General features: G+C 68.5%; 21 protein-coding genes. 12 read left to right on the top strand and 9 right to left on the bottom strand.

What is annotated here, in order from left to right; translation table 11 throughout:
* Window positions 1-35: 35 nt before the first annotated feature.
* From trpD to trpG, 4 genes are read left to right on the top strand one after another with little or no spacing between them, the layout of a single operon-like run.
* The gene (trpD, locus tag EPL04_RS05125; protein ID WP_134670049.1) at window positions 36-1,040 is read left to right on the top strand and encodes an anthranilate phosphoribosyltransferase; all 1,005 of its coding nucleotides are present in this window, start codon (window positions 36-38) and stop codon (window positions 1,038-1,040) included.
* Window positions 1,037-1,705, top strand: coding sequence for a phosphoribosylanthranilate isomerase (locus tag EPL04_RS05120; protein ID WP_134670047.1), 669 nt, complete (start codon window positions 1,037-1,039; stop codon window positions 1,703-1,705). Before trpD ends, EPL04_RS05120 begins: the two co-directional genes overlap by 4 nt.
* Entirely contained in the window at window positions 1,702-3,294 is a 1,593-nt protein-coding gene (trpE, locus tag EPL04_RS05115) for an anthranilate synthase component I (RefSeq protein WP_134670045.1), read from the top strand. Before EPL04_RS05120 ends, trpE begins: the two co-directional genes overlap by 4 nt.
* Window positions 3,291-3,926: an anthranilate synthase component II gene (gene trpG, locus EPL04_RS05110; protein WP_134670043.1), complete on the top strand. Its 636-nt coding sequence runs from the start codon at window positions 3,291-3,293 to the stop codon at window positions 3,924-3,926. The genes trpE and trpG overlap by 4 nt, the downstream gene beginning before the upstream one ends.
* A gap of 35 nt (window positions 3,927-3,961) precedes the next feature.
* Here the strand turns inward: trpG and EPL04_RS18675 are convergent, their stop codons facing one another.
* Window positions 3,962-4,138, bottom strand: coding sequence for a hypothetical protein (locus EPL04_RS18675; RefSeq protein ID WP_167599420.1), 177 nt, complete (start codon window positions 4,136-4,138; stop codon window positions 3,962-3,964).
* 406 nt (window positions 4,139-4,544) lie between these two features.
* Between EPL04_RS18675 and EPL04_RS05105 the strand changes: the two genes are divergently transcribed.
* The 4 genes from EPL04_RS05105 to EPL04_RS05090 all read left to right on the top strand — a co-directional run bounded on the left by EPL04_RS05105 (window position 4,545) and on the right by EPL04_RS05090 (window position 10,115).
* Window positions 4,545-7,682, top strand: a complete 3,138-nt coding sequence (locus tag EPL04_RS05105) for an adenosylcobalamin-dependent ribonucleoside-diphosphate reductase (RefSeq protein WP_134670041.1) — start codon at window positions 4,545-4,547, stop codon at window positions 7,680-7,682.
* Window positions 7,683-7,821: 139 nt separating this feature from the next.
* The gene (locus tag EPL04_RS05100) at window positions 7,822-9,078 is read left to right on the top strand and encodes an aryl-sulfate sulfotransferase (protein WP_134670311.1); all 1,257 of its coding nucleotides are present in this window, start codon (window positions 7,822-7,824) and stop codon (window positions 9,076-9,078) included.
* Window positions 9,079-9,221: 143 nt separating this feature from the next.
* Entirely contained in the window at window positions 9,222-9,311 is a 90-nt protein-coding gene (locus EPL04_RS19495; protein ID WP_303646390.1) for an HVO_2523 family zinc finger protein, read from the top strand.
* 69 nt (window positions 9,312-9,380) lie between these two features.
* Complete coding sequence (locus EPL04_RS05090; protein ID WP_134670037.1) at window positions 9,381-10,115, top strand: hypothetical protein; 735 nt, start codon at window positions 9,381-9,383, stop codon at window positions 10,113-10,115.
* Between the two features lie 57 nt (window positions 10,116-10,172).
* Here the strand turns inward: EPL04_RS05090 and EPL04_RS05085 are convergent, their stop codons facing one another.
* From EPL04_RS05085 to purM, 5 genes are all read right to left on the bottom strand, one after another.
* Window positions 10,173-10,460 (bottom strand): hypothetical protein, encoded by a 288-nt coding sequence (locus EPL04_RS05085; RefSeq protein ID WP_134670035.1) that lies wholly within the window; start codon window positions 10,458-10,460, stop codon window positions 10,173-10,175.
* On the bottom strand, window positions 10,457-10,732 hold the full coding sequence (locus tag EPL04_RS05080; protein WP_134670033.1) for an ArsR/SmtB family transcription factor: 276 nt from the start codon (window positions 10,730-10,732) through the stop codon (window positions 10,457-10,459). Before EPL04_RS05080 ends, EPL04_RS05085 begins: the two co-directional genes overlap by 4 nt.
* 40 nt (window positions 10,733-10,772) lie before the next feature.
* On the bottom strand, window positions 10,773-12,269 hold the full coding sequence (locus EPL04_RS05075; RefSeq protein WP_134670031.1) for a molybdopterin-dependent oxidoreductase: 1,497 nt from the start codon (window positions 12,267-12,269) through the stop codon (window positions 10,773-10,775).
* Between the two features lie 169 nt (window positions 12,270-12,438).
* The gene (locus EPL04_RS05070; protein ID WP_134670029.1) at window positions 12,439-13,083 is read right to left on the bottom strand and encodes a TVP38/TMEM64 family protein; all 645 of its coding nucleotides are present in this window, start codon (window positions 13,081-13,083) and stop codon (window positions 12,439-12,441) included.
* Between the two features lie 86 nt (window positions 13,084-13,169).
* Entirely contained in the window at window positions 13,170-14,141 is a 972-nt protein-coding gene (gene purM / locus EPL04_RS05065) for a phosphoribosylformylglycinamidine cyclo-ligase (protein ID WP_134670027.1), read from the bottom strand.
* Window positions 14,142-14,252: 111 nt separating this feature from the next.
* On the opposite strand from purM, the gene EPL04_RS05060 reads away from it, so the two are divergent.
* The gene (locus EPL04_RS05060) at window positions 14,253-14,492 is read left to right on the top strand and encodes a PRC-barrel domain containing protein (RefSeq protein WP_134670025.1); all 240 of its coding nucleotides are present in this window, start codon (window positions 14,253-14,255) and stop codon (window positions 14,490-14,492) included.
* A gap of 6 nt (window positions 14,493-14,498) precedes the next feature.
* Here the strand turns inward: EPL04_RS05060 and EPL04_RS05055 are convergent, their stop codons facing one another.
* The 3 genes from EPL04_RS05055 to EPL04_RS05045 all read right to left on the bottom strand — a co-directional run bounded on the left by EPL04_RS05055 (window position 14,499) and on the right by EPL04_RS05045 (window position 17,251).
* Complete coding sequence (locus EPL04_RS05055) at window positions 14,499-15,101, bottom strand: metalloprotease (protein ID WP_134670023.1); 603 nt, start codon at window positions 15,099-15,101, stop codon at window positions 14,499-14,501.
* Complete coding sequence (locus tag EPL04_RS05050; protein ID WP_134670021.1) at window positions 15,098-16,399, bottom strand: TraB/GumN family protein; 1,302 nt, start codon at window positions 16,397-16,399, stop codon at window positions 15,098-15,100. Before EPL04_RS05050 ends, EPL04_RS05055 begins: the two co-directional genes overlap by 4 nt.
* Window positions 16,400-16,471: 72 nt before the next feature.
* Window positions 16,472-17,251, bottom strand: a complete 780-nt coding sequence (locus tag EPL04_RS05045; RefSeq protein ID WP_134670019.1) for an alpha/beta fold hydrolase — start codon at window positions 17,249-17,251, stop codon at window positions 16,472-16,474.
* A 153-nt stretch (window positions 17,252-17,404) separates the two neighbouring features.
* Here EPL04_RS05045 and EPL04_RS05040 point away from each other — a divergent pair, with 153 nt between their 5' ends.
* The 3 genes from EPL04_RS05040 to EPL04_RS05030 all read left to right on the top strand — a co-directional run bounded on the left by EPL04_RS05040 (window position 17,405) and on the right by EPL04_RS05030 (window position 20,421).
* Window positions 17,405-17,650 (top strand): DUF7127 family protein, encoded by a 246-nt coding sequence (locus EPL04_RS05040; protein WP_134670017.1) that lies wholly within the window; start codon window positions 17,405-17,407, stop codon window positions 17,648-17,650.
* Window positions 17,647-19,911: a CDC48 family AAA ATPase gene (locus tag EPL04_RS05035; protein WP_134670015.1), complete on the top strand. Its 2,265-nt coding sequence runs from the start codon at window positions 17,647-17,649 to the stop codon at window positions 19,909-19,911. Before EPL04_RS05040 ends, EPL04_RS05035 begins: the two co-directional genes overlap by 4 nt.
* A 312-nt stretch (window positions 19,912-20,223) precedes the next feature.
* A complete protein-coding gene (locus EPL04_RS05030) occupies window positions 20,224-20,421 on the top strand; it encodes a hypothetical protein (protein ID WP_134670013.1) in 198 nt (65 codons plus the stop codon).
* Window positions 20,422-20,878 lie beyond the last annotated feature (457 nt).

Raw genomic sequence — 20,878 nt, 5'->3', positions numbered from 1 at the left:
CATCGTAAGACGAAGACGTACATTGGTGATTTAAAATGCAAACGTACATCGAACGCGTCACCGACGGCGAGGATCTCACGCTCGCGGAGGCCCGCGAGGCGGCCGCCGCCGTCTTCGAGGACGCGACCGAGGCCCAGATCGGCGCACTGCTCGCCGCCCTCCGCGCGAAGGGCGAGACCGAAACCGAGATCGCGGGGTTCGCACGGGGGATGCGCGACGCCGCCCGGACCATCGACCCCGACCGGTCGCCGCTGGTCGACACCTGCGGCACCGGCGGCGACGACTACTCGACCATCAACGTCTCGACCACGAGCGCGATCGTCGCCAGCGGCGCCGGCGTTCCGGTCGCCAAGCACGGCAACTACTCGGTGTCCTCGTCGTCCGGGAGCGCCGACGTGCTGGAGGAAGTCGGCGTCCAGATCGACGCCGAACCGCCGGCGGTCGAGGCCGCCATCGAGGCCGACGGCATCGGCTTCATGCTCGCGCCCGTCTTCCACCCCGCGATGAAGGCGGTCATCGGCCCGCGGCGCGAACTCGGGATGCGGACCGTGTTCAACGTGCTCGGCCCGCTCACCAACCCGGCGGGCGCCGACAGCCAGATCGTCGGCGTCTACGATCCGGACCTCGTGCCCGTGCTCGCCCGATCGCTCGCGCAGATGGACGTCGAGCGCGCGCTGGTCGTCCACGGCTCGGGCATGGACGAGATCGCGGTCCACGACGAGACCGCGGTCGCGGAGGTCCGGGGCGACGAGATCGAGGAGTACACCCTCGCTCCCGAGGACTTCGGGCTCGATCGCCACGACGTGGCCGAGGTCGCGGGCGGGAGTCCCGCGGAGAACGCCGCGGACCTCCGGGGCATCGCCGCGGGCGAGGTGACCGGCGCGAAACGCGACATCATCCTCGCCAACGCGGGCGCGGCGATCTACGTCGCTGGTGAGGCCGACTCGCTCGAAGACGGCGTCGAGCGCGCCGCGAAGGCGATCGACGACGGCGACGCGACCGAGAAGCTCGAACAGCTCTGCGAGCCAGTGACGGCATGACCCGCGCGAAGATCTGCGGGATCACCGGACGCGAGGACCTCCGGACCGCCGTCGAGGCCGGCGCCGACGCGATCGGACTCCTCGTCGACGTTCCCGTCGACTCCCCGCGGGAGATCGCCCCCAGGGTCGCGGCCGACCTCGCGGCCGCGGCCCCGCCGTTCGTGACCACCGTGCTGGTGACGATGTCCGACAGCCCCGGGTCGGTGGCCGAACTGGCCCGAACGGTCGGCGTCGACGCCGTCCAGGTCCACGGCGACCTCGAAGTCGGCGATCTGGCGTACCTGACCTCTAGCGTCGACGCGAAGGTGCTCAAGACCGTCGACGCCGCCGATCCCGAGCGGGCGCGGCGCTACGACGAGGTGGCCGACGCGCTGCTCGTCGACTCGGTCGACGCCGACGGCGCGGGCGGGACCGGCCGGACGCACGACTGGGAGCGGACCGCCGACGTCGCGGCCGACCTCGACTCGCCGGTCGTGCTCGCGGGCGGGCTGACCCCCGAGAACGTCGGGGCGGCCGTCCGGGCGGTCGATCCCTTCGCGGTCGACGTCGCCAGCGGCGTCGAGCGCGAGGACCCCGACGAGACCGCGGGCGGCCGGAAAGACCCCGAAGCCGTCGCGTCGTTCGTGACGAACGCCGAGCGCGCCGAGCCGGCCCCCAAGCCATGAATCCGGACCGAGAGCGGTTCGTCGAGCTCGCGAGCGGCGACGATCCCGCGGTCGTGCGCGTCGGGACCGAACTCGGGGTCGAGACCGCACCCCTGTCGGCGTACGCCGCGCTGACCGGGCGCTCGACCGAGACCGACCGCTCTGAGTACGCCTTCCTGCTGGAGAGCGCGGAGAAGACCGCCTCCAGCGATCCCGACGGGGCGTTTTCCCCCGACTCGTCGGGCGAGCGCCACGCCCGCTACTCGTACGTGGGGTACGACCCCGACGCCGTCGTGACCGTCGACCCCGACGACGTGTGCGTCGAGTCGCTCGGTGGCCGGGCCGCCGAGCACGTCTCGCCCGCGCGGTCGGGCGAGACGCTGGAGGCGCTCCGGACCGCGCTCCCGGACGCGGATCGCCGCGGGTTCGGGAACGGGGACGGCCAGCGGTTCGACGGCGGGCTCGTCGGCTTTCTGGCCTACGACGCGGTCTACGACCTCTGGCTCGACGAGGTCGGCGTCGAGCGCCCCGACTCGCGGTTCCCGGACGCCCAGTTCGTGCTCAACACCAAGACGCTGGCGTTCGATCACCTCGCCGAGACGGTCTCGCTGGTGTTCACGCCGGTCGTCGGCCCCGACGACGACCCCGGCGCGGTGTACGACGACCTCAGGGCCGAGGCCGATCGCGTGGCCGACCGCCTGGGGGCGGCCGACGCCCCCGAGACCGGCGGGTTCGTCCGCGAGGGCGAGACCGCGGGCCCGCGCGAGGAGTACGAGGACGCGGTCCGGACCGCGAAAGAACACGTCCTCGACGGCGACATCTATCAGGGCGTGATCTCCCGCAAGCGCGAACTCGACGGCGAGATCGACGCGCTCGGCTTCTACGAGGCGCTCCGGGAGGTGAACCCCTCGCCGTACATGTACCTGCTCGGCCACGGCGACCTGACGGTGGTGGGCGCGAGCCCCGAGACGCTGGTGTCGGTCCGCGGCGACGAGGTGATGGCCAACCCCATCGCGGGCACCTGTCCGCGCGGGTCGAGCCCGGTCGAGGACCGCCGGCTCGCGGGCGAGATGCTCGCCGACGGCAAGGAGCGGGCCGAACACACCATGCTCGTCGACCTCGCGCGCAACGACGTCCGACGGGTGAGCGAGCCCGGTAGCGTCAGCGTCGACGAGTTCATGAACGTGCTCAAGTACAGTCACGTCCAGCACATCGAGAGCACCGTGACCGGCCGGCTGGCGGCCGACGCCGACGCCTTCGACGCGACCCGGGCGTCGTTCCCCGCGGGCACGCTGTCGGGCGCGCCCAAGATCCGCGCGATGGAGATCATCGACGACCTCGAACGCTCGCCGCGGGGGCTGTACGGCGGCGGCGTCGGCTACTACTCGTGGACCGGCGACGCCGACTTCGCCATCGTCATCCGGACTGCGACGGTCGAGCACGACGCGGTCGGGGACGACCTCGACCGGGTCACCGTGCAGGCGGGCGCGGGTATCGTCGCCGACAGCGACCCCGCCGCCGAGTACGAGGAGACCGAACAGAAGATGGACGGCGTCCTGACCGCGCTCAGGCGGATCGAGACCGCCACGACGCCGGAGGTGAGCCGATGACCGACGTGCTGTTCGTCGACAACTTCGACTCGTTCACGTACAACCTCGTGGAGTACACGAGCGAGCACGCCGATACGGAGGTCGTCCGGAACACGGCGTCGCTGGCCGACGTCCGCGAGGCGGACCCGGACGCGATCGTGGTCTCGCCCGGACCGGGCCACCCGGCCAACGACCGCGACGTCGGGGTGACCAACGACGTGTTCCGGGAGGTGAGCCCGGACGTGCCGACGCTCGGGGTCTGTCTCGGGCTCGAAGCCGCCGTCTACGCCTACGGCGGGGCCGTCGGACGGGCGCCCGAGCCGATCCACGGCAAGGCGTTCCCGGTCGACCACGACGGTCGCGGGGTCTACCGGGGACTCGATCAGGGGTTCCGGGCGGGCCGGTACCACTCGCTGATCGCCACCGAGGTTCCCGAGTGCTTCGAGGTGACCGCGACGACGTATCACGAGTCCGCCGGGACCGACGCGTCGACCGACTCGTCGGACGCGAGCGAGTCCGACGCTGGCGAGGAGCTGGTGATGGGCGTGCGCCACCGCGAGCATCCCATCGAGTGCGTCCAGTTTCACCCCGAGAGCGTCCTGACCGCGGTCGGCCACGACGTGATCCGGAACTTCCTCGACGGCGTGGCGTAGCGGTGCCCCGACAGCCCCGCCGGTCGGACCCCTCTCTACAGCAGGACGCCCGCCGTGTAGACCGCGCCCGTGACGACGATGGCGACGAGCAGGAGCTTCCACGCGACGCTGAGGACGATTCGACCGACGAGCACGACCGCGGCGAGGACCACGAGTCCGACGAGGAGTTTGCCGACCGGGGTCGCGACCAGTTCGGCGACCGGAGCTATCATGACCGAAAGACGAGACCCGGACACCGTAAACGTGTCGGCCGGCCGAGTATCCCGACAGGTCGAAAAACCCAGCGACTGCGGGCGTACGACGCCGAGCGACGCCGATCCGGTCCGGATTCTGACCACTTTCGCTCCGGTCTACATACTCTTATTATGCCCCGCCCCCAAGGTGAGGTAGACGCGAAGACGCCGCGAGTTCCGGCCCGCGTGTCGGCGCACGGACCACTCGCGATCGGCTACAATTTCCGCCAGAGGCATCGCAGTACAAGTACAGTTGGAGTAACGAAAGCAGGAAAGCAAAGCGTTATTTGGGAGGACTTAGAATGGAATCTCCGTCACGAATGAATCGCAAGACACGTTTCGCAGAGACCGGAATCGCCGGACAGACACCCGAGGTGGCCCACGCATGAGCGGCGCGGGCGAACTCTCGGCCGACGAACTCACGCTACCCATCAAACGGACCGATGGCGAGACGATCGAACAGCGACTGACCGACAACGCCTACCACAACATCCTTCCGGCCCGGTACCTCCGGAAGAACGCGGACGGCGACCTCATCGAGGAACAAGAGGATCTGTTTCCCCGAGTCGCGAAGAACATCGCGCTGGCGGAGGCCGTCTACGAGGCCGACAAGCGCGAGGAGACGGTCACCGTCACGCCCGACCAGCTCAAGCCCGACCACCCCCGTCGGGACGAGCTCGCCGCCGAGGTGTTCGGGAAAGGTACGACCGTCGAGGACGACGCCGAGACCGAGCTGTCGGTGTACAACGTCAACAAGTTCGCGTACGACACCGTCGTCCCCGAGCTCCCCGAGGAGATCCGGACCCACGTCGTGGACGTCCGCGAGGAGTTCGAGGACCTGATGGCGAACCTCTCGTTCATGCCGAACTCGCCGACGCTGATGAACGCGGGCGACGAGCTCCAACAGCTGTCGGCCTGCTTCGTCGACTCGCCCGACGACGACATCGACGACATCCACCAGACCGCAAAGGAGGCCGCGCAGGTCTTCCAGTCGGGCGGCGGCATGGGCTACGCGTTCTGGCGGCTCCGACCATACGGCGACGCGGTCGGGAGCACGGGCGGTATCGCCTCGGGCCCCATCACGTTCATGCGCACGTACGACCAGATGTGCGAGACCATCGCGCAGGGCGGCGCCCGTCGGGGCGCCCAGATGGGCGTCATGCGGGTCTCTCACCCCGACGTCATCCAGTTCATCCACGCCAAGAACAAGGACGTGAGCCTCGCCCGGACCCTCCGGCTCAACGACCCCGACGACTACACCCACAACTCCTTCGTCGACGCTCTGGAGGAGGCCCGCGAGCTCATCGACGAGGACGGCCGGGTCCCCAAGCACCTCCGGAACGCCGCCGAGGGCCACCTCTCGAACTTCAACATCTCGGTCGGCGTGACCGACGACTTCATGGAGGCGGTGAAAAACGACGAGGAGTTCACGTTCACCAACCCTCGGACCGGCGAACCCCACGTCGCGACCGAACACACCAAGGAGCTCTACGAGATGTTCGACCTCGGCGAGCACGTCGAGGTCGGCGAGGAGCTGTCGGTCCCCGCCGAGCTCATCTGGAACCGGATGATCGACGGCGCCCATGAGAACGGCGAGCCCGGCGTCATCTACCTCGAACGGGTCAACAAAGAACACTCGTTCGACGTCGAGGAACACCCCGACCACCGCATCCTCGCGACCAACCCCTGCGGCGAACAGCCCCTAGAGGAGTACGAGGCGTGTAACCTCGGTCACATCAACCTCTCGACGCTGGCCGATCAGGAGGCGCCCGACTGGCGGGTCTGGTACGACGAGCACGCCGACGAGTACGACGGCTTCGAGCAGGCGGTCGACGCCTTCCTCGCCGAGTCGATGGCGTGGGAGGACTTCGACCACCGGATCGAGTACGGCACCCGGTTCCTCGAGAACGTCGTCACGATGTCGGACTTCCCGGTCGAGCAGATCGAACAGAAGGTCCGGGACATGCGCAAGATCGGACTCGGCGTGATGGGGCTGGCCCAGCTGTACATCCAGCTCGGCGTCGAGTACGGCTCCGAGGCGGGCAACGAGATCGCCCGCCAGCTGATGCGGTACATCAACAACGAGAGCAAGTGGACTTCCCACGAGCTCGCCCAAGAGCGGGGCCCGTTCAACGACTGGGCCGACAGCAAGTACGCGAACCCGACCGAGTACCGCGAGTGGTTCGAGAAGCAGACCGGCCTCGACGCCGACGAGTGGGCCGAGGGCTTCCCGATGCGCAACCACAACACCACGACCATCGCGCCGACCGGCACCACCTCGATGGTCGGCAACACCACGGGCGGCTGTGAGCCCATCTACAACGTCGCCTACTACAAGAACGTCTCCGACGACGTGCAGGGCGACGAGATGCTCGTGGAGTTCGACGACTACTTCCTCCGGACGCTGGAGGACAACGACATCGACGTCGAAGCGGTCAAGCGCGAGGCCCAAGACCAGATGGCGGCAAACGAGTTCGACGGCGTCGAGGGGCTCGACACCGTCCCGGACGCCATCGGCGAGCTGTTCGTCGTCACCAGCGACCTCGCGGGCAAGGACCACGCCGCGGTCCAGTGTGCCTGCCAGGAGGGCGTCGACTCGGCCATCTCGAAGACCTGTAACTTCCCCAACGACGCTACGAAAGAGGACATGCGGGAAGTGTACGAGTACATCTACGAGAACGGTGGCAAGGGCGTGACCGTCTATCGCGACGGCACGCGCTCGAAGCAGGTGCTGACCACCCGCGCCGAGAACAAGGAGTTCGCCGACGAGAGCGAGGCCGCCGAGGCGCTCGTCGAGCAGATCCGGGAGGTCTTCGGCGGTATCGAGGGCTTCGTCGAGAGCGACGAGGTCCAGGCACATCTCGACCAGCAGGTCGAGTCCATCCTCGGCGCCGCCGACGGCGAAGCGGCCGAGCCCTACGCCGAGAAGCGCCCGCGCCCCGACGTGCTCCACGGCATCACCCAGCGCATCGACACCGGCTACGGCAAGCTCTACGTCAACATCAACGAGGACGACGACGGCCGGCCGTTCGAGCTGTTCGCCAACATCGGCAACTCCGGCGGCTTCACCGCGTCGTTCACCGAGTCGCTCGCCAAGACCATCTCGACCGCGCTCCGGTCGGGCGTCGACCCCCAGGAGATCGCCGACGAACTGCAGGGCATCCGGAGCCCGAAGGTCGCCTGGGACAAGGGCGAGCAGATCAACTCCATCCCCGACGCCATCGGCACCGCGCTGCGCCGGTACCTCGACGGCGAGGTCGAGAAGGCCTACCCCCAGCAGAAGAACCTGAGCGAGGTCGAAGACGAGGTCCAGGAAAGCGAGACCGCCCCCGAGACCGACGGCGGCGCCCGGACGACCGCCCCGACCGCCGACGCGAACGCGGCGGCCACCGAAAAGGAGGCCGACCAGCAGGCCATCATCGACTCGGGCGAGAGCCCCGAGTGTCCCGACTGCGGTTCGCTGTCGCTGTACTACTCCGAGGGGTGCAAGACCTGCGAGTCCTGTGGCTGGAGCGAGTGCTGAGACCGCGGTAGCGAGGCCTTACTCCGTTTCTAGCGCCCGTTTCTCGGCCGACTGACCAGAGACGTTACGGTCGTCGGTCGTGTACGATCACGCCGATGGACGCACACGACTCGGGCCGGGAGGCGCTTTCGTGTCGAAGATGACCGCGTCCCGGCGGGGCCTGCTCGTTCTCGCCGCGGGGACCGTGGTAGTCGTCGCGACGTTCGGCGTGAGCTGGGCGCTCGCGCCCGACACCGACCGCCTCTCGGACGCGGGAGACCCGGATAACACGACGCTGCTCGTCGGCGTCCAGGGCCCCGGCCCGAACGGCAACGTGACCGCCCTCGACGGCCGCGGGACCGTCGAGTGGAGCCTCGGCGGGATCATCAGCTACCAGAACGTGCAGTCGCTCGACGACGGCACGGTGCTCGCGACATTCGCGGCCGGCGGGTACGACGACTGCGGGCCCTACGACCCACCGTGCAAGCGCACCGGGGTCAGGATCATCGATCCCGTCCCCGAGCCCGCGGTGGTCTCCGAGCGGAGCTACCCCGTCAAGACCCGCAGGAACAGCGAGGTCCACGACGCCGAGATGCTCCCGTCGGGGAACGTCCTCGTCGCCGACATGGAGTGGGAGAGCATCTTCGTCTACGATCCCGAGTCGGGCGACCGCGAGTGGACGTGGAACGCGAGCGACCACTACGAGGCGCCTCCGGACCCACGAAGCGAGGACTGGCTCCACCTCAACGACGTCGACTACGTCGGCGACGATCGGTTTCTGGTCTCGATCCGCAACGAGAACCAGCTTCTGGTCGTCGAGCGCGGCGAGGGCGTCGTCGAGGTGATCAACGAGGACGGTGACGAGGGCCTGCTGAACCGACAGCACAACCCCCACTGGATCGGCGAGGGCGCGATCGTGGTCGCCGACTCGGAGAACCACCGCGTCGTCGAACTCCACCGCGAGGAGTCGACCGGCGAGTGGGAGGTGGCGTGGTCGGTCTCCGGGGTCGGGGGGATCCCGTTCGACTGGCCCCGGGACGCCGACCGGCTCCCGAACGGCAACACCCTGGTGACCGACACCCGGAACAACCGGGTGGTCGAGCTGACGGCCGACGGGAGTCTGGTCGCGAGCTACGACGTGCCGTCGTTGCCCTACGAGGCCGACAAGCTCCCCCACGGCGAACAGCCCGCCGACACCGAGGGCCTCGAACCGTACGACGCCGACGCGACCAGCGACCGCGGGTTCTTCGACCGCAAGGTCCCGATCCTGTGGCTCGTGCTCGCGGGCGCCCGGGACGTGGTGGCGCTCCCCCACTGGGTCTCGGCGGTCCACGTCCTCGCCGCGGCGGTCGGGGCCGTCTGCTGGACGTGGGGCGGTTATCTGATCGCGCGCGCCCGCCTCGGTGGAAAAGGGTGAATACCCCGCGCGACCGAGGTGATACCATGAGCGACGAGGGCGAGGCCAGCGCGGCGGGCGACGGCGCGTCGGCCGACCGGACGGCCGCCGACCGACCGGCGGCGAGCGAGTCGACCGCCGAGGCGGGCGGGCGCCCGTGTCCGATCTGCGAGGAACCGATGTACCACCGCCACTGCAAGTACGTCTGTCCGAACCACGGCGTGATCATGGACTGCGCCGACACGTTCTACTGAGCGAGTGCGGAGCGATCGCTCAGCACCTCAGAAAGATTTATATATTGATTTTGGTATGTGCCAAAATAGATGCTCTCAGCCGACCCACCAGCGCTCGCAATCCTGGGCCTCGTATCAGTCATCGGAATCGCGTTCTGCCTCTTCGGATACGCCCTCGCCGAGGAACTCCTCGCGTGGCTCGGATGGATCGCGGGTGGACTCGTCGGAGCGTTCGCGTGGTGGTTCCAGTCGTCCCGGACGACGGCGACGATGGCCTTGGAGTCCCAGGCCGTCGAACTCCTGCTCGTGGTCGTCGTCGGTGCCGTGGCCGGACGAGTCTTGCTTCCGTTCTTCACCCGGTTCACGGTCGTGATCGCGGGATTCGTCTCGACGGGCGGGTCGGCGTTCGTCTTCCTGACGGGCGGGCAGTTCGCCGGCACGCTCGCGAACAGTCTGCGCGCGCGGCCGACCGCGGCCGCCGCCGAGCTGGCGACCCGTCCCGAGTTACAGACCCAGCAGATGCAAAACTACGTCGTGGCCGCGATCGTGGCGGGGCTACTCGGTGCTATCCTCGCGCTCAAGTTCTACGAACTCATCGTCACCGGCGCCGCGACCGCGCTCGGCGCCGGACTGATCGCCGCGGTCGTCCCCCTCTGGCGCCAGACCCTGTCTGGCGACATCACGCTCGAGGCGGGGCTGGGCGGGATCTCGCCGGTGTGGTTCGGCGTCGCGCTCGTCGTCGGTCTCGGGTTTCAACTGTACTACTACGGCGAAGAGTTGAACGTGCCGTACTTCGAGGACGACGAACCCAAACCGCTTGAGTAGCCCGACCCGCCCGGCGGGTGGCACTCCCGTCCGCACCCGAACCTCGGCCGGCCGCGACTACTTCACGGTCACCCACGTCAGGAACCCGAGCGCGATCACCTGCATCCCGCGAAGCACCAACACCGCCCGCTGGACGGTCGGGTCGCCCGAGTAGAGCATCTTCATGCTGAAAAAGAAGTAGAGGGCGACCACGTTCTCGGCGAGCATTACCGCGCCGAACGCGACGAGCCCGGCGATCAGCGAGGTGCCGAACGTGCGGTAGTTGCGGATCCAGACGCCGGTCAGCAGACCGAGCAGGAGGATGTTCACGACCGCGAGCGCGCTAGCTGCTTGTATCATTGTCATTCGATTTGGTCCAGTATGTCCTCGAACGCCTCCCGGTGTCGCTCGAACTCGTCGGTGAGGAAGTAGAGCTTCCCGTAGTCGTTGTCGCCGGGTTCGACCACCCCGTGGTCGGCCAGCATGTCGAGGTGGTGGCGGACGGTCTTGTATCGGACGTCGAGAGCGTCCGCGAGCTGGTTGGCGTTGCGCGGGCGTTCCGAGAGCGCCTGGATGATCCGCACGCGGTTCTCTCCGCCGCGGGTGGCCGTGAGCAGATACCAGAGCGCCTTGTCCATCTGCCAGTCACTCGCGTATGGCCCTCGCGCGCGGATATATTTATGGCTCGACACGCCGGGACACCCATCCGGTCGGCCCGCTGGGGAACGCCTCGCTCTCCTCGCGGGGCTGGAGGGTGCCGGTGGCGTCGGTGGCCCGGACGACGACCTCGTGGGCGCCGTCGGGGTCGTAGGTGTGTTCCCACTGGCGCCAGACGTCGGGGCCGGACCACGACTCGCCCTCGCCGGCGTCCGTCTCGGCGAGCGGTTCCGAGAGTCGCGCCGTCGTCCACGTCTCGCCGCCGTGGGTCGAGACTTCGACCTGCTCGATACCCCGTGTGCCCGCGTAGGCGTGCCCGCCGACCTGAACGCGACCGTCATCGAGGTGATTGACCGCGTGGAGCTTCGCGACGGTCTCGACCGGGCCGGTGCCGTGCCACCCGCGCTTCTCCCAGTAGCCGTCTTGGGGTTCCTCGAGCACTTCGAGTTCGGTGAGCCACTTGACGTTGATCTCGCCCCAGTGGCCCGGCACCAGCAGTCGAACGGGATAGCCGTGGCCCCGCGGGAGCGCCTCGCCGTTCATCTCGTAGGCCAGCAGGGCGTCTTCGAGCGCCGCCAGCGGGAACTCCTCGAAGAAGTCGTCGGCCGCACGCGCCATCACGCAACACTCCCCGGGCAGGTCGCCGAGCAGGTCGGTTACCGCCACGCCGGTCCAGACCGCGGTGTCCATCTTCTGGCCGTTGAGCGACTCGCCGACACACCGGAGAGTGACAAAGCGGTCCTCGGCGTCCATTCCGGTGAGCGTCTCGTAGTCGAAGTCCCGCGGCTCGTCGACCGCGCCCGTGACCCGGAGCGACCAGCTCTCGGCGTTCAGTTCGGGATCGACGCTGTTGATGTCGACCTGATAGAAGTCGCGACTGACCAGCGGCTCGATGCCGGAGACGTCGAGGGACTTCCCGTCGGCCTCGGTCAGCAGTTCGCGCACGTCGGCGCTGACGTCGGCGGCGGGCGACCCCCCCGTCGAGTCGCCGCCCCGCCGAGACCCGAGGACGACCCCGACGCCGCCGATCGCGGCCGAGGCCGCCGCGGCCCGGAGGACTCGCCGTCGGACCGCCGAGCGATCGGGGGCGGTCCTCACGCCGAACTCGGCGGCCGCGACGACGGCGGCGGCGCCCGCCCCGGCCGCGAGTTCGGGACCCAGCGCGCCCGACAGCCCGAACGCGACCGCGACGGCCGCCAGCCCCGCGAACGGCCACCCGGGCAGACCGAACCGGTCGGCGAGCACGCCGGCGGCGCCGACCGCCGCCCCGAACAGCCCGACGGTGAGGGCCAGCGCCAGCGCGAACCCGAGCTGATGACCCAGATCGCCGAGCGTCTGGATCGACCACGTCACGACCGCGTCGGGGGTGTTGGCGACGACGACGGCGCTGACCGGCGCGGCCGCGAACGCGGGCGTGAGCCCCGCCGCGGCGTACGAGCCGCCGACCGCCGCGACCCCGCCGGCCAGCGCGACCGCGAAGGCCCGGAGCCGACCGCGGGTCGTTTCGGAGTCGGTCACCGTCCCCGCCTCCGCCGTCGGCCGCGACCGCGAGCGATCGGTCCCCCGCGGTCGGTCCCGCGAGTGTGTGCGTTCACGAACATGAGACGAGAGACGGGCGCCGCCCAAATAGGCGTTTTTCGGACTCCGACCGGCTCGGTACCGACTCCGTTCCAAATTCGGCCCGACTCTACGGCGCGGCGACCGCGCGGTAGGCCGGCCCCGCCAGCAGCGCGACCCCGACGGCCCCGGCCGCCGCGACGAGTTCCCAGCCGACGGCGCTCGCTCCCGACGCGACGAGCCGTTCGAGCGACCCCCCTGCCAGCACCGCGGCGGCGGTCCACGGGATCTCGCCGACTGCGGTCCCGGCGACGAACGCCGACGGGGAGACGCCCGACAGCCCGGCGGTCGCCGAGACCGGATCGGACGGCGCGGGCAGGAGCCGGGAGATCACCATCCCGCGGAGGTCGCCGGTGGCCGCGAAGAACCGATCCGCCGAGTCGCCGAGTCGCGCGATCAGCCCCGAGTCCGCGCCGACGTAGCGCGCCGCCAGAAACGGGAGGCAGGCGCTTGCGGTCGTGCCCGCGAGCGCGATCGGAAAGCCCGCGACGGGCCCGAAGCCGTAGCCCGCCAGCACCGCGACCAGCGAGGTCGGCCACGCGAAAAGCGGCCGGACGAGGTACGCTCCCGCCAACAGCGCGCCGAACGCCGCCGGCCGGTCGGCGACCGTCCGGGCGGTCTCGAACAGCCGGTCCGGACCGGCGAGGAGGCTGGCGGCCGCGACGCCCGCGAGCACCGCCAGCCCGACGGCTTGCCGACGGACGAACTCGGTCATCTCGGCGGGGATTTGTGGCCCCGCGATATCTTCTTTGTGGGTCGGACGCGTCGCCGGCCCGGCGGACCGGCCGCGGGACCGCCCGGCTACAGCTCCAGTCCGCGGATCGCGACCGCGTCGCCCTCCCGGACCTCGCCGATCACGCGGCCGTCGGTCTCGGCGGCCAGCGACTCGGCGTCGGCCTCGGGGAGCGCGACGACGAAGCCGGTCCCCATGTTGAACGTCCGGTGCATCTCCTCGTCGTCGACGCCGCCCGCGTCCGCGACGAACTCGAAGACCGGCTGGGCGTCGAACGGGTCGTCGATCTCGTAGCGGCGCTCGCCCATCCGCGAGAGGTTCGTCCAGCCGCCGCCGGTGACGTGGGCCGCGGCGTGGACCTCGTGCTCGCGGAGGTGTTCGAGCAGATAGGCGTAGATCCGGGTGGGCTCCAGCAACACCTCGCCGACGGTCCGGTCGGGGTCGAGCGGGAACGGGTCGTCGTAGTCGTGCTCGCGCGTGACGGCCTCCCGAGCGAGGGTGAGCCCGTTCGAGTGGATGCCGCTGGAGGGAAAGCCGATGATCGCGTCGCCGACCGCGGCCTCGCCGGGGAAGACGGCGTCTTTGGGCGCGAGCCCCGCGCACGCTCCCGCGAGGTCGAGGCCCTCGATCACCTCGGGCATCACCGCGGTCTCGCCGCCGACGAGCGCGATTCCCGCCGTCTCGGCCCCCGCCGAGAGTCCCTCGCCGACCTGCTCGGAGAAGCCCTCGTCGGGCTCGTCGACCGCGAGGTAGTCGACGAACGCGACCGGTTCGACCCCCGACGCCACGAGGTCGTTGACGTTCATCGCGATGCAGTCGATCCCCACGGTGGAGTAGTCGCCGAGCGCCTCGGCCACCAGGAGTTTGGTGCCGACGCCGTCGGTCGCCAGGGCGAGATACCGGTCGCCGATGTCGAGCAGTCCGGCGTACTCGCTCTCGTCGATGTCGCCGACCGCGCCGACCAGCGCGGCGGTCGCGGCCTCGCTGGCCTCGATGTCCACCCCGGCGTCCGCGTAGGTGAGTTGCTCGTCGTCGCTCATGGTCGAGGGGCCGGGGCGCGCGAGTAAAGTTCCACCGCTTGCGGACCGCCCCGTCGAGTCCTCCCAGTCTGGGCCCACAGTACTCTTGGCGCTCGCCGTCGCGGTACCGCCATGGAACCGACGCTGACCCAGGACGACGAGGGCAAGCGCGTGGTCGGACCGGACGGCGAACTGCTCGGGGTCGTACGGAAGGTCGATCAGGGAGTCGCGCACGTCGATCCCGACGCGGGCGACTACGACCGCGTGAAGCGGTACCTCGACTGGGGCGACGAGGACGCCGCCGACTACACGTTTCAGGAGGCCGCGATCGAAGAGAGCACCGCCGAGGAGATCGTGTTGCAGGCCGGGTAACCCGGCTCAGAACAGGAACAGCGCCGCGAGCGCGAGCCCGAAGCAGGGGACGCCGGCCGCGAGGAACCCAGACAGGCTCCACTCTTTGACCGTGTTGCCGTCGAGGGGGCCGAACGGGATCATGTTGAACCCCGCCAGCAGGAAGTTGACCGCGACCCCGAGCCGGCCGAGTTCGACGGCGAACGCCCCGACGAGGGGTCCGGCGAACAGCACCGGGACGAACAGCAGGCCGAGCGCCACGTTGGTCAGCGGCCCGGCGAGCGCGATGAGGCCGTTCTCCCGGCGGGTCGCCCGACCGCGGTGGTAGACCGCGCCGGGCGCGGCGAACAGAAAGCCCGCGAGCCCGCCGGCGACCGCGAGAAACAGCATGCCGTAGTCGGCCCGGAACTCCGCGACCTGCCCGAATCGGATCGCGGTGACCTTGTGGGCGAGTTCGTGGAGCAGAAAGCCAACTCCCGCCGTAACGAGGCTCAACACGAGCGCGCCCGCCATCGCCGAGGGCGCTCGGACGATGCCGGGTCCCTCGAAGAAGAACGTGAACGCCAGCCCTAACGCGGCCCACGCCACGAGCAGGTCGCGCACTTCCCGGCCGCTGAATCGGATGTTCATGTGAACGTCCGGACGATCAGGTCGGCGCTGTTTCGCGCGCCCTCGACCATCAGCTGGGTCACTTCGGCCATCCCGCCGACCTGCGTGCTCAGCATCGGCAACACCACCAGCGGGAACAGGACGGTCGCGATCATGCTCCCGACGTTGGTCATCGCCACGATGGCGATCAGCCGGAACAGCGGGACGTCGAGCATCTGGCCCAGCAGGTCGCGGATCGGCGTCTGCTCGTCGCTCATGAGCTCGTTGAGCGTCGCGATGTCCCCGACGTTGACCGAGAGGTGTCTGAGTTCGACGTAGCCGGCGAACCACCCCGGCGCGAGCAGGGGGTTGATGCTGGTCAGCCACGCCACCGCGCCGCCGACGCCCGCGCTCGACCAGTGGGCGCCGGCGACCTTCGCCAGACTGAACGAGATCACGCCGTTGAACAGGAACCACGCCGCGAACACTTCGAGGAGGAACCCCTGTCGGACGCCGGCCATGAAAAGCAGGACGAAAAACGAGACGAATCCGATCGCCACGAGGTAGCCAAACGCCTTGAACAGCGAGAACCGCCGGCCGGAGGCGGTCCCGACGAGGTCGTCCATCGGCGGGAGCGTCTCGGGGTTCAGGAGGTAGTTCTCGATGCCTTGCTGGTGGCCCGCCCCGACCACCGCGACCACCTCGTGGCCCGCCTCCCGGAGCGCCACGAGACGGTGGGCGATGAAGGCGTCGCGTTCGTCGATGAGCGCCTCGGCGCCGCCCGGCGAGAACTGGCGGAACTCCTCCATCATCGCGGTCACCACGTCGCCGTCGGTGAGCTCCTCGACGTCGAACTCCTCGGCCTCCTCGCCCCCGCCGAACCCGATCATCGCGAGACACAGCTCCCACACCATCCGGAGCTTCTCGGTGAACGACAGCCGGGCCCAGAACCGCTGGATGGTGGTCTGGATGTCACGGTCGACCAGCGCCACTTCGCTTCCGACGCGCTCGGCGGCCTCGATCGCCGCCTCCATGTCCGCGCCGGGCTCGATGTCGAACTGGTCGCCCATCCGAGTCTGGACGTACGACAGCATCCAGTAGGCGATGAACTGGAAGACGGTGTTGCCGCCGAGCAGGTCGGAGGGTTCGATGTCGTCGGCGACTTCCCCCTGCATCTGGCGGTAGCGGCCCTCGTCGAGTTCGACCGCGACCACGTCGGGGCGGTCGGTCTCGACGACCTCCCGGACCTCCGCGACGCTGTCGGCGGAGACGTGGGCGGTCCCGACCACGCGGACCGAGCCCTCGCCGCCGCCGTCGCCCAACTCGGCTGTGTCGGTCATCGTTCGCGTTACACGCCGTCCGTTTTTACCGTTGTCGGTGACGGGAACGCGACGACGCGGGGCCGACCGCGGTCAGACGTCCTCGTCGGCCAGAAACTCGCGGAGCGCGTCGTTGAACGCCGCGGGTCGTTCCAGCATGGCGAGGTGAGCGGCGTCGTCGATCTCGCGGTACCGGCCGTCGGGGATCTCGGCCGCGAGTCGCTCGTGGTACTCCGGCGGGGTCAGCTTGTCGTGCTCGCCGACGACCGCGAGCGCCGGCACCGCGATGTCGCCGAGTCGGTCCCGGACGTCGAACTCGTGGCAGGTCAGGAAGTCCCGGGCGGTGACTCGACGGCCGACCCCGTGCATCGCCGCCGTCGAGAGATCGACGTACTCCGAGTCGGCGTCGTGGAACAGTCGGTCCTCGCCGTGGAGGAACTCGACCGCGCGCTCGAAGTCCGAGTCGAGCCACTCGAGCAGGTCCGAGAGGACCGGGAGCTTCGCGCCGGTGCCCGCGAGCGCTAACGCGGCGAGGTCGTGGTCGCGCCCGATCGCGTACTGGAGCGCCACCGCACCGCCAAGCGAGTTGCCGACCAGCGCCGCCGGGCCGACCGCGTCGGCGACCGCGGCCACGTCGTCGACGTAGGCCGAGAGCGTCTCCCACCCGGCGTCGGCGTCGAAGTCCTCGGACTCGCCGTGGCCCCCGAGGTCGAGGGCGGCGATCGGGCGCTCGCCCGAGAGCCGGGCGAGTTGGCCCTTCCAGACCTCGTGGGTCCCGCCCGAGCCGTGGACCAAGAGGAGCGGCGAGCCGTCGCCGCCGCGGTCCGCGACCCGGTAGCCGGTCGTCCGCCCGTGGTGGGTGACGTGTTGCATGCGTTTGCGTTCGCGTGCGGAGGACAAAAACCTCCGGTCGGAGTCGCGCCGGAACCGCAATTCGAGGATTGTTCGGGCGGACCGGCGCCTTACTGCGATTCGTCGGAGAAACATTTATATATTAGTGGCACTAACCTTGAGTTAGGAATCAAGATGTCACTGAAACGTATCTCGGAACGGGAGGACGTGTTCGCCCGCCACTACCAGTACGGCGACGAGGCGGTGCTGGCGGTCGACCTCGGCGTCGACGGAGACGCCGCAGTCGACGTGCTCGACGACGTGGCCATCGTCGTCGTGGACGACGACGAGGCGTCCGGGCAGTTCGAATTCGACCTCCCCGACAGCGGGGCGGAAGTGTTTATCACCAACGGCGTCCTCAGTATCGAGGTGGAACAATGAAGCTCACTGTAAAGCCGCTGAAGCAGAAAGACGCCGGCCGCGGGCTCGCGGCCGTCGATCGGCGCTCGATGCAGGAGCTCGGCGTCGAGAACGGCGACTACGTGGTCATCGAGGGCCGCGGGCAGGGCCGGGCGGTCGCCCGGGTCTGGCCCGGCTACCCCGAAGACGAGGGTCGCGGCGTCGTCCGGATCGACGGCCAGCTCCGCCAAGAGGCTGGCGTCGGTATCGACGACAAGGTCACGATCGAACCCGCCGACGTGAAGCCGGCCAACTCGGTCACCATCGCGCTCCCGCAGAACCTCCAGATCCGCGGGAACATCGCGCCCCACATCCGCGACAAGCTGAGCGGACAGGCCATCACGCAGGGCCAGAACGTCCCGTTCGGCTTCGGGCTGATGGGGATGGGATCGGGCCAGTCGATTCCCCTGAAGGTCGCGAACACCGACCCAGAGGGGACGGTCGTCGTGACCGACTCGACGGAGATCAACGTCAGCGAACGTCCCGCCGAGGAGGTCGGGGCGGCCGGGGGCGCCGGCGGGGAGGGCACCCCGAGCGTGACCTACGAGGACATCGGCGGCCTCGAGGGCGAGCTCGAACAGGTCCGGGAGATGATCGAGCTCCCGATGCGCCATCCCGAGCTGTTCCAGCGGCTCGGCATCGAGCCCCCGAAGGGCGTGGTGCTCCACGGCCCGCCGGGCACGGGCAAGACCCTGATGGCGAAGGCGGTCGCCAACGAGATCGACGCCCACTTCCAGACCATCTCGGGCCCCGAGATCATGAGCAAGTACTACGGGGAGTCCGAGGAGAAGCTCCGCGAGGTGTTCGAGGACGCCGAGGAGAACGCCCCGGCGATCGTGTTCATCGACGAGCTCGACTCCATCGCGCCCAAGCGCGAGGACGCCGGCGGCGACGTCGAGCGCCGCGTGGTCGCCCAGCTCCTGTCGCTGATGGACGGGCTCGAATCCCGCGGCGACGTCACCGTGATCGCGGCGACCAACCGGATCGACGCGGTCGACCCCGCCCTGCGGCGCCCGGGTCGGTTCGACCGCGAGATCGAGATCGGCGTCCCGGACCGGGACGGCCGGCTCGAGATCATGCAGGTCCACACCCGCGGGATGCCCCTCGCGGAGGGCATCGACCTCGAGGAGTACGCCGACAACACCCACGGCTTCGTCGGCGCCGACCTCGAGAACCTCGCCAAGGAGTCGGCGATGAACGCGCTCCGGCGGATCCGGCCGGAGATCGACCTCGAATCCGACGAGATCTCCGCCGACGTGCTCGACTCGCTCCAGGTCACCGAGCGCGACTTCAAGGAGGCGCTGAAGGGCATCGAGCCCTCCGCGCTCCGCGAGGTGTTCGTCGAGGTCCCCGACGTCTCGTGGGATCAGGTCGGCGGTCTAGAAGACACCAAAGAGCGCCTCCGCGAGACCATCCAGTGGCCCCTCGAGTACCCCGAAGTGTTCGAAGAACTCGACATGCAGGCCGCCAAGGGCGTGCTGATGTACGGCCCGCCGGGCACGGGCAAGACCCTGATGGCGAAGGCCGTCGCCAACGAGGCCGACAGCAACTTCATCTCGATCAAGGGCCCCGAACTCCTCAGCAAGTGGGTCGGCGAGTCCGAGAAGGGCGTCCGCGAGGTGTTCAGCAAGGCCCGGGAGAACGCCCCGACCGTGGTGTTCTTCGACGAGATCGACTCGATCGCCACCGAGCGCGGCTCCGGACAGGGCGGGGGCTCGCAGGTCGGCGAACGCGTGGTCTCCCAGCTCCTGACGGAGCTCGACGGCCTCGAAGAGCTCGAAGACGTGGTCGTGATCGCGACCTCGAACCGGCCGGACCTGATCGACTCGGCGCTGTTGCGCCCGGGTCGGCTCGATCGGCACGTCCACGTCCCGGTGCCCGACGAGGACGCCCGGAAGGCGATCTTCGAGGTCCACACCCGCGAGAAGCCGGTGGCCGACGACGTCGACCTCGATCGGCTCGCGGCCGAGACCGAGGGCTACGTCGGCGCCGACATCGAGGCGGTCGCCCGCGAGGCCTCGATGGCCGCGTCCCGGGAGTTCATCCACAGCGTCGATCCCGAGGACATCGGCGACAGCGTCGGGAACGTCCGGGTCAGCAAGGAACACTTCGAGCAGGCGCTCACCGAGGTCACCCCGAGCGTGACCGAGGAGACCAAAGAGCGCTACGAGGAAATCGAAGAGCAGTTCGACACCGCCGAACCCGAAACCGAACAGGACCAGCTGGGTCGGACGTTCCAATGAAACGTTTCCAGCGGTCGGGCGCATAAACGCGCCCTCCCTTGGAAAACTTTCATGAAAAACACGTTGTCACCCCCTCAGTCACGCGCCTCCGGCGCGTGACTTCGAGGGCTCCTTGGTCCGCGCTCACTCCGTTCGCTCGCGGCGGATTACGGTGTACGACGGCAGGAAGCATCGCCGAGCGCTACCAGTAGCTAGTAGTATGGCTCTGTTGAAATCCTATTCTTCAGATATACCTTCGCCTGAAACGGCTTGTTGATCCGACCTGTATCAGCATACGATTTTATACGCTACTGTTCAAGCAACATCACGGCGATGGCGCTACAATCATACTACCAGTTTGAAGCGTGGGTCGAAGATCTCCCCCGACTAAAATTTGCCATCGCAGTTGGTATTGCGAGCTTCTTCGGGGTATTCGCTGGGAGTCTGCTGTTTCAGGGAGTGACCGCCATCCACGCAGTGATGATGGGAGTTACGACGGTAATCGTCTACTATATGTTTGACCCACGATAGACGACCCTCTGTACTGAGCAATTGGGGTGTAAAACTATCAAATGATGGGAATTTCAACAAAGACAGTAGTATGTACTTAGTATTCTGAAGTGGTCGGATCATCGGCGGCCAAGGGGCAGTTCTCATCGGCCGGCTATTTCAGGTAGAGCTGTCTCTGAAGATAGGAATCCAACAAAGCCTCTAAATTCAAAGGCGGGGCTGTCTTGCCTTGTTTGGTAAATTCGAAACGCGAACGTACCACGCCGCTTCTATCATATTCGAGATGTCTTTGCGGTGGTCGTGCCGAATACGGAGAATTTGTCCGGCACAGAGTTGAAGAAAAACCCTGCCTGACGGTTTGCAACCGGATTGAAATCGAGAGTCGTCCGAGGGCTTCGTTCCGGTTCGAGACTCGCGGATGATGATGTCACGCACAACAGTGAGTCCACGCTCTGTACTTCCCAACTGCTACTCTGAG

Origin of the sequence: Halorussus marinus (genome assembly GCF_004521895.1) — an archaeon.
GTDB classification, from domain to species: Archaea; Halobacteriota; Halobacteria; order Halobacteriales; family Haladaptataceae; genus Halorussus; species Halorussus marinus.
The sequence above is the reverse complement of the archived record's forward strand: the minus strand, read 5'-3'. Positions and strand labels throughout refer to the sequence as shown.

Bases quoted from the DNA above. Each gene is read 5' to 3' on its own strand.
- trpG (WP_134670043.1), top strand. From the start codon at position 3,291: ATGACCGACGTGCTGTTCGTCGACAACTTCGACTCGTTCACGTACAAC.
- trpD (WP_134670049.1), top strand. From the start codon at position 36: ATGCAAACGTACATCGAACGCGTCACCGACGGCGAGGATCTCACGCTC.
- purM (WP_134670027.1), bottom strand. From the start codon at position 14,141: ATGAGCGACGACGAGCAACTCACCTACGCGGACGCCGGGGTGGACATC.
- EPL04_RS05055 (WP_134670023.1), bottom strand. From the start codon at position 15,101: ATGAACATCCGATTCAGCGGCCGGGAAGTGCGCGACCTGCTCGTGGCG.
- EPL04_RS05030 (WP_134670013.1), top strand. From the start codon at position 20,224: ATGGCGCTACAATCATACTACCAGTTTGAAGCGTGGGTCGAAGATCTC.
- EPL04_RS05080 (WP_134670033.1), bottom strand. From the start codon at position 10,732: ATGGACAAGGCGCTCTGGTATCTGCTCACGGCCACCCGCGGCGGAGAG.
- EPL04_RS05040 (WP_134670017.1), top strand. From the start codon at position 17,405: ATGTCACTGAAACGTATCTCGGAACGGGAGGACGTGTTCGCCCGCCAC.
- EPL04_RS05100 (WP_134670311.1), top strand. From the start codon at position 7,822: ATGACCGCGTCCCGGCGGGGCCTGCTCGTTCTCGCCGCGGGGACCGTG.
- EPL04_RS05120 (WP_134670047.1), top strand. From the start codon at position 1,037: ATGACCCGCGCGAAGATCTGCGGGATCACCGGACGCGAGGACCTCCGG.
- EPL04_RS05070 (WP_134670029.1), bottom strand. From the start codon at position 13,083: ATGACCGAGTTCGTCCGTCGGCAAGCCGTCGGGCTGGCGGTGCTCGCG.
- EPL04_RS18675 (WP_167599420.1), bottom strand. From the start codon at position 4,138: ATGATAGCTCCGGTCGCCGAACTGGTCGCGACCCCGGTCGGCAAACTC.
- EPL04_RS05105 (WP_134670041.1), top strand. From the start codon at position 4,545: ATGAGCGGCGCGGGCGAACTCTCGGCCGACGAACTCACGCTACCCATC.
- EPL04_RS05085 (WP_134670035.1), bottom strand. From the start codon at position 10,460: ATGACAATGATACAAGCAGCTAGCGCGCTCGCGGTCGTGAACATCCTC.
- EPL04_RS05045 (WP_134670019.1), bottom strand. From the start codon at position 17,251: ATGCAACACGTCACCCACCACGGGCGGACGACCGGCTACCGGGTCGCG.
- EPL04_RS05035 (WP_134670015.1), top strand. From the start codon at position 17,647: ATGAAGCTCACTGTAAAGCCGCTGAAGCAGAAAGACGCCGGCCGCGGG.
- EPL04_RS05050 (WP_134670021.1), bottom strand. From the start codon at position 16,399: ATGACCGACACAGCCGAGTTGGGCGACGGCGGCGGCGAGGGCTCGGTC.
- EPL04_RS05060 (WP_134670025.1), top strand. From the start codon at position 14,253: ATGGAACCGACGCTGACCCAGGACGACGAGGGCAAGCGCGTGGTCGGA.
- EPL04_RS05090 (WP_134670037.1), top strand. From the start codon at position 9,381: ATGCTCTCAGCCGACCCACCAGCGCTCGCAATCCTGGGCCTCGTATCA.
- trpE (WP_134670045.1), top strand. From the start codon at position 1,702: ATGAATCCGGACCGAGAGCGGTTCGTCGAGCTCGCGAGCGGCGACGAT.